The sequence below is a fragment of the Mesorhizobium sp. M7A.F.Ca.US.005.03.2.1 genome, assembly GCF_003997795.1.
GTDB classification, from domain to species: Bacteria; Pseudomonadota; Alphaproteobacteria; order Rhizobiales; family Rhizobiaceae; genus Mesorhizobium; species Mesorhizobium ciceri.
On record NZ_RZRP01000297.1, the window covers coordinates 1 to 6,795 of the forward strand.

The window sequence follows — 6,795 nt, forward strand, 5'->3', positions numbered from 1 at the left end:
TCGTGGCGCTGAACAACGTCAATGTCGGCTACACCGAGGGGCAGCCGATCCTTAAGAAGATGACGCTGCGCATCGACGCCGACGACCGCATCGCGCTGCTCGGCGCCAACGGCAACGGCAAGTCGACCTTCGCCAAATTGCTGTCCGGCCGGTTGAAGCAGGAGAGCGGCACCATGACGGTGGCGCCCGGGCTGAAGGTGGCGATCTTCGCTCAGCATCAGCTCGACGATCTGCGGCCGGACGAAAACGCCTACGAGCATGTCCGCCGGTTGATGCCGGAGGCGCCGGAATCGAAGGTACGCGGCCGCGTCGCCCAGTTCGGCCTCACCACCGAGAAGATGAACACCGCCGCCAAGGATCTGTCGGGCGGCGAGAAGGCACGACTGTTGATGGGCCTGTCGGCCTTCGAGGGGCCGAACCTGTTCATCCTCGACGAACCGACCAACCATCTCGACATCGACAGCCGCGAATCGCTGATCCATGCGTTGAACGAATTCCCTGGCGCCGTCATCCTGATCTCGCATGATCGCCATCTGCTCGAGGCAACCGCCGACCGGCTGTGGCTGGTCAAGGACGGCGCGGTCAACCCCTATGACGGCGATCTGGAAGACTACAAGACGCTGGTCACCGGCGTGTCCGGCGACCGCCGCGGCAAGCGCGAGGCCGACAAGGCATCAAAGGCCGACCGCCGTCGCGATGCGGCGGCACGCCGCGCCGCCTTCGAGCCGCTGGCCAAGGAAATCCGCGCCACCGAAGCGCTGATGGACCGCATCCGCAAGCGCATCGACGGCATCGAGGACGAACTGTCCAATCCGGCGGTGTACGAAAAGGATCCCTCGACGGCGACCCGGCTGGCCAAGGAGCGCTCGCAACTGGCCCAGACGCTGGCCGGCCACGAGGAAAAGTGGCTGTCCATGTCGGCAGAGTATGAGGAAGGCACGGCGGAGTGATTACGCAATCTCCCCACAAGTGGGGAGATTGGCTAATCATCTGGCCCTACACGCGCCCTTTGAAACCCGCTAGTCTTGCCGCATGAACCAGCACGCCAAGCTCAGAATCGGCCATTCCGCCTGTCCGCATGATTGCCCGTCGACCTGTGCGCTCGAGGTCGAACTGCTCGACGGCAATCGGATCGGCCGCGTCCATGGCGCCAAGTCCAACAGCTACACCGCCGGCGTCGTCTGCGCCAAGGTTGCGCGTTATGCCGACCGCGTCCACCATCCCGACCGTTTGCTGAAGCCGCTGATCCGCGCCGGCGCTAAGGGCGACGGCGCCTGGAAGGAAGCGAGTTGGGAGGCCGCGCTCGACCTCGTCGCCGAAAAGTTCATTGCGGCCGAGGAGAGGTACGGCTCGGAGACGATCTGGCCCTACTACTATGCCGGCACGATGGGGCTGGTGCAGCGCGACGGCATCGACCGGCTGCGCCACGCGAAAAAGTATTCCGGCTTCTTCGGGTCAATCTGCACCAATCTCGCCTGGACGGGCTGGATGATGGGGGCCGGCGCCTTGCGCGGGCCGGACCCGCGCGAGATGGCGAAATCCGATTGCGTGGTGATCTGGGGCACCAATGCGGTGGTGACCCAAGTCAACGTCATGACCCACGCCATCAAGGCGCGCAAGGAGCGCGGCGCCAAGATCGTCGTCATCGACGTCTACGAAAACGCGACGATGAAGCAGGCCGATCTCGGCCTGGTGCTGAAGCCGGGCACCGACGGCGCGCTGGCCTGCGCGGTCATGCATGTGCTGTTCAAGGAGGGCATGGCCGACCGCGCCTATCTCTCGAAATACACCGACGACCCGAGAGGGCTGGAAGCGCATCTCGAGACGCACACGCCGGCGTGGGCGGCCGGGATCACGGGCCTGACGGTTGCCGAGATCGAGGCCTTCGCCCGCCTCGTCGGCACGACCAAGAAGACCTATTTCCGCCTCGGCTATGGTTTTGCACGCCAGCGCAATGGCGCCGTCAACATGCATGCCGCCTCGTGCATCGCGGCTGTCACCGGCAGCTGGCAATATGAGGGCGGCGGCGCCTTCCATTCCAATTCCGGCATCTTCAAGCTCAACCAGGATGTGCTCGAAGGCACCAAGATGCGCGATCCCTCGATCCGCTATCTCGACCATTCGCGCATCGGCCCGGTGCTGACCGGTGCCAGCGATGCGCTCTATGGTGGCCCGCCGGTGACGGCGATGCTGATCCAGAACACCAATCCGGTGAATGTCGCGCCGGAGCAGCGGCTGGTGACGCAAGGCTTCCTGCGCGACGACCTGTTCACTTGCGTGCACGAGCAGTTCATGACCGACACGGCCAAGCTTGCCGACATCGTATTGCCGGCCACGATGTTCCTCGAGCACGACGATGTCTACAAGGGCGGCGGCAACCAGCACATCACGCTTGGCCCCAAGCTGATCGAGCCGCCGGAGGGACCGCGCACCAACCATTTCGTCATCGAGCAATTGGCTGATCGCCTCGGTGTCGCCGACCGTCCGGGTTTCGGCCTGACCGAGCAGCAGCATATCGACATCATCCTGGGCAAGCGCGGGCTGGGCAGTTTCGAAAGCTTGAAGCAAGACAAATGGGTCGACCTGCAGCCGGATTTCGAGGCAGCACACTTCATCAACGGATTTGGCCACGCGGATGGAAAATTCCGCTTCCGCGCCGACTGGACCGGGCAGGCGGCGCCCAACCGGCCGCCCAAAAGCATGGGCCTGTTCGGCCCGGTGGCGCGGCTGCCGGAATTCCCCGACCATGTCGACCTGATCGAGGTCGCCGACGAAGCCCACCCGTTCCGGCTGACGACGTCGCCGGCGCGCAACTTCCTCAATTCGACATTCTCGGAAACACCGGTGTCGAAAGCCAGGGAGGGCCGCCCGGAACTGCTTCTACATCCCGACGATGCCGCGGCACTTGGGCTGGCCGATGGCGACCGTGTCGAGGTCGGCAACCAGCGCGGCGAAGTCGTGCTGCATGCAAAACTGTTCGACGGCATCAAGCGTGGCGTGGTGATCGCCGAAGGCATCTGGCCAAACAGCGCCCATGAGCGCGGCGAGGGCATCAACGTTTTGACCGGCGCCGACGCGCCTGCACCCTATGGGGGTGCTGCCTTCCACGACAACAAGGTCTGGCTGCGCGCGGCAAGGTGAGAGAACTCAGTTGCTCTCGCGTCAAATTATACCGGCAGGGCTTCGGCCACCTTCTTTCGGTTTCGCCTAAGACTGATGTCGTCGGCGATCTGCTCGGCCTCGATCGAGATTTCGCGCAGCAATCCGGTGACCGGACTGTGAAAGCCGATGAGATAGAGGCCAAGCTCTGAAGCCCTCGCATTGACGCCGCTGCGCTCTGGCTGAACGCCGGGCTCCAGCAATTTGGCGTAGCCGGGCCGGAAGCCGGTGGCGAAGATGATCGCATCGAACTCGCCATGCCTGCCGTCGGCAAAACGGGCGCCCTGTTCGGTGATCTCGGCAATGTCGGGTACGATCTTGATCGCACCTTCGCGGATCTTGCTCACCGTGCCGATATCGATCGTCGGAATGCGGGACGCCTCGCTGATCTGCTGCAGCATTCCTTGCTTGGGCCGCTTGAGCCCGTACTTCTCCAGCCTGCCCAACGCCAGATCGAGGATGATGGGGAACAAGGCATCGTTGATGCGCTGCGGCATCAGGCGCGCCGCCATGCCGATCATCTGGATGGGCACGCCAAGCAGTTCGCGCGGTACGATATGAACGCCGCCGCGCACCGAAATCGTCGGCCGCGCACCGCCTTCCACCAGATCGAGCGCAATCTCGGCGCCGGTATTGCCCATGCCGACGATCAGCACCGGCTGACCGGCGAAAGGCATTGCGTTGCGATAGTCGGCGCTATGCAGCTTTCGGCCCTTGAAGGTATCGGCGCCGGCAAATCCGGGCATCAGCGGCTCTGCGTTGTTGCCAGATGCAATCACAACGTTTGAAGCATGCAAGGGGCCGGTCGTCGTATCCACGAGCCAGCTTCTGCCCCGCCGGGTGATCGCCCGCACTGTTTCTCCAAATCGCGGCCGCAGATCGAAACGTTGCGCATAGGCATCGAGATAGTCGACGAAGAGATCGCGCGGCACATAACGCGGATAGTCCCTGGGGAAGGGCGCGAAGGGCAGCGAGGAAAAGCGCTTGGCCGTGTGCAAATGGACGCGCTCATAGTGGCGTCGCCAGGCGGGTGCGGCCTGCTGCTCCTTTTCCAGCAGGACGAAATCCGGCCCGCTCTGCCGCAGGCACGCGGCAATGGCCAGGCCCGCCGGCCCGGCACCGATGATCGCAACTGGGGTGGTGTCGTCCAAGCGCGCCTCCGCGGCAGAATTCACAGCCCGAGAATGTCAAAAACATGGTGGGAAAGTAAAGGCCTGCCGCGCGACAAATATTTAGACAGGCAAAGGCACCGTCAACCCTACCTTGACCCGGTCCATGGCAACGAACGTGCGGAATTTTCGGACATTGTTGCTGTCGAAGAACAGTTTTCGCGTCAGCGCCTCATAGGCGCCCATGTCGGCCACTGTGATGACCAGGATGAAGTCGGCCTCGCCGGTGACGTAATAGCATTGCTGGACCTCGGGGGTCGCCGAGAACTGCCGCTTGGCCGCGTCGATCAGTTCGGCGCGTTCGCTCTCGAGTTCCACCTCGACGAAGATGGTGATGGGGTGGCCGACCGCTGCCGGCTCGACGACAGCGACATTGCCGGCAATGACGCCGGTCTGCTCCATGCGCTTGATGCGGCGCTGCACCGCCGGCGCCGACAGGTTCACCGCCTCGCCGATCAACCGCTGCGGCGTCGTGTTGTCGCGCTGCAGGATGGCAAGGATGGCGAGATCGAAACTATCGAGCGAGGACGGCAATGCAGGCAATGGAATATCCCGGACGAAACAAACTTGCATTTAAGAGACCATATTACAGCGCTCTTTGCGTCGCTCCTGCAATATGTTCTCGCTGACCAACGGGACCGGCCAATGTTCCTGCTCAACCGCAACGCATCGCACCGCCGGCCGCTCGATCCGATCGATGCCGAAACCCTTGGCGTGGCCGGAGCCGACACAGTCGAGCGTTTTCTCAGCCACCGCGACAATCACCGGATGACGCCGCTGCATGCACTGCCGGCGCTCGCCAGCGAATTCGGACTGGGCGCCATCCATATCAAGGATGAAGGCTTTCGCCTCGGCCTCGGCAGCTTCAAGGCGCTTGGCGGCGCCTATGCCGTCTTCCGCCTGGTGCTGGAGGAGGCCGGCAGTCGCCTTGGCCGGCCCGTCGACATGGCCGATCTCGATCAGGCTGACGTGCGGGCGGTCGCCGCGGCGATGACATTTGCCTGTGCGACCGACGGCAATCATGGCCGCTCCGTCGCGCAAGGCGTGCAACTCGTCGGCGCGCGGGCGGCGGTCTTCGTCCACGCCGGGGTCAGCGAGGAGCGCATCGCGGCGATCGCCCGCTATGGCGCCGAGATGATCCGCGTCCACGGCAATTATGACGATTCGGTCAGGCAAGCTGCCCAAGTTTCGGCCGACAAGGACTGGACCGTAGTCTCCGACACCTCGTGGCCGGGCTATGAGCGCATTCCCGGCCTGGTCATGCAGGGCTATACCGCGATCGTACGCGAAGCCTTGCGCCAACTCCCTCGGACGCCGACCCACGTCTTCGTGCAGGCCGGTGTCGGCGGCATTGCCGCCGCGCTGGCCGGTCATCTGGCCATCGTGCTCGGTGACGCCAGGCCGACCTTCATCGTGGTCGAGCCGGCGCGTGCCGCTTGTGTTCTCGCAGCCGCCCAGGTCGGGCGCCCGGTCAAGGTCGCGCACGGCCAGCCGACGGTGATGGCCATGCTTGAATGTTACGAAGCCTCGCCGGTCGCCTGGCGGGTGCTGGCGCGCGCCGCCGACGCCTTCATGACGGTGGATGAGGACGAGGCCATCGCGGTGATGCGGCGGCTGGCCTGGCCGGCCGGCGGTGACCCGGTGATCGTCGCCGGCGAAAGCGGTGGTGTCGGCCTTGCCGGGCTGATCCGGGCGGTGGCCGACAACCGGGCCGATCTTGGACTTGACGGCAAATCGCGGGTGCTGGTGATCAACACCGAAGGCGCCACCGACCCGCATCGCTACGCCGAACTGGTTGGCATGAACCCGGCCGATGTGCTGGAAGGCAAGATGACAGTCGAGGCAACGGCATGATCGCCATCGATGCGCAGCGCCTGCTCGGCCGCATCCGCGAACTCGGCGCTGTTGGCCGGGATGGCGAGGGCAGGCTGACCCGGCTGGCCGCCTCAGACACCGACAGGCAGGGCCGCGACCTCTTCGTCGGCTGGCTTCGGCAGGCCGGGCTCGATGTCGCCATCGACCGGGTCGGCAACATTTTCGGCATCTGGCAAAACCCGGAAATTACCGGGCAAGCGCCGCTGCTCATCGGCTCGCACATCGATACCGTCATCGATGCCGGCATTTATGACGGCTGCTACGGGGTGCTTGCCGGGCTGGAAGTGATCGAGACGCTCAAGGCGACAGGCTTTTCGCCGTCGCGCCCGGTCGCGGTCGCCGCTTTCACCAATGAGGAGGGCGTACGCTACACACCCGACATGATGGGCTCGCTGGTCCACGCCGGCGGCATCGATGCCGAAACGGTGCTGGCGGCCGTCGGCACCGACGGCAGCGTGCTCGGTCAGGAGCTTGCCCGCATCGGCTATGCCGGCGACCGGGAGCCCGGCTTCCTCACGCCGCACGCCTATCTCGAACTGCATATTGAGCAAGGGCCGGTGCTGGAGCGCGAAGGCTTGCCGGTCGGCGCGGT

The 6,795-nt window shown here is 64.6% G+C and carries 6 protein-coding genes; 4 read left to right on the plus strand and 2 right to left on the minus strand.

Annotated elements, in window-relative coordinates; all coding sequences use genetic code 11:
- Together EN991_RS17640 and EN991_RS17645 are read left to right on the plus strand one after the other, a co-directional pair.
- The coding region (locus EN991_RS17640; protein ID WP_164769158.1) for an ATP-binding cassette domain-containing protein at window positions 1-950 on the plus strand (950 nt) is incomplete at its 5' end.
- Between the two features lie 82 nt (window positions 951-1,032).
- On the plus strand, window positions 1,033-3,141 hold the full coding sequence (locus tag EN991_RS17645; protein WP_127366038.1) for a molybdopterin oxidoreductase family protein: 2,109 nt from the start codon (window positions 1,033-1,035) through the stop codon (window positions 3,139-3,141).
- 26 nt (window positions 3,142-3,167) lie between these two features.
- Here EN991_RS17645 and EN991_RS17650 read toward each other — a convergent pair whose 3' ends face one another.
- Together EN991_RS17650 and EN991_RS17655 are read right to left on the minus strand one after the other, a co-directional pair.
- Window positions 3,168-4,310 (minus strand): NAD(P)/FAD-dependent oxidoreductase, encoded by a 1,143-nt coding sequence (locus EN991_RS17650; protein ID WP_127366037.1) that lies wholly within the window; start codon window positions 4,308-4,310, stop codon window positions 3,168-3,170.
- A gap of 81 nt (window positions 4,311-4,391) precedes the next feature.
- Window positions 4,392-4,901: an Lrp/AsnC family transcriptional regulator gene (locus EN991_RS17655; protein ID WP_164754774.1), complete on the minus strand. Its 510-nt coding sequence runs from the start codon at window positions 4,899-4,901 to the stop codon at window positions 4,392-4,394.
- A gap of 72 nt (window positions 4,902-4,973) precedes the next feature.
- On the opposite strand from EN991_RS17655, the gene EN991_RS17660 reads away from it, so the two are divergent.
- Together EN991_RS17660 and EN991_RS17665 are read left to right on the plus strand one after the other, a co-directional pair.
- Entirely contained in the window at window positions 4,974-6,182 is a 1,209-nt protein-coding gene (locus tag EN991_RS17660; RefSeq protein WP_127366035.1) for a diaminopropionate ammonia-lyase, read from the plus strand.
- Window positions 6,179-6,795: M20/M25/M40 family metallo-hydrolase (locus tag EN991_RS17665; RefSeq protein ID WP_127369220.1), on the plus strand; the 617-nt coding region annotated here is incomplete at its 3' end. The genes EN991_RS17660 and EN991_RS17665, both read left to right, overlap by 4 nt.

Excerpts from the sequence above, each read along its gene's own strand:
- EN991_RS17645 (WP_127366038.1), top strand. The coding sequence starts at position 1,033 with ATGAACCAGCACGCCAAGCTCAGAATCGGCCATTCCGCCTGTCCGCAT.
- EN991_RS17655 (WP_164754774.1), bottom strand. The coding sequence starts at position 4,901 with ATGCAAGTTTGTTTCGTCCGGGATATTCCATTGCCTGCATTGCCGTCC.
- EN991_RS17660 (WP_127366035.1), top strand. The coding sequence starts at position 4,974 with ATGTTCCTGCTCAACCGCAACGCATCGCACCGCCGGCCGCTCGATCCG.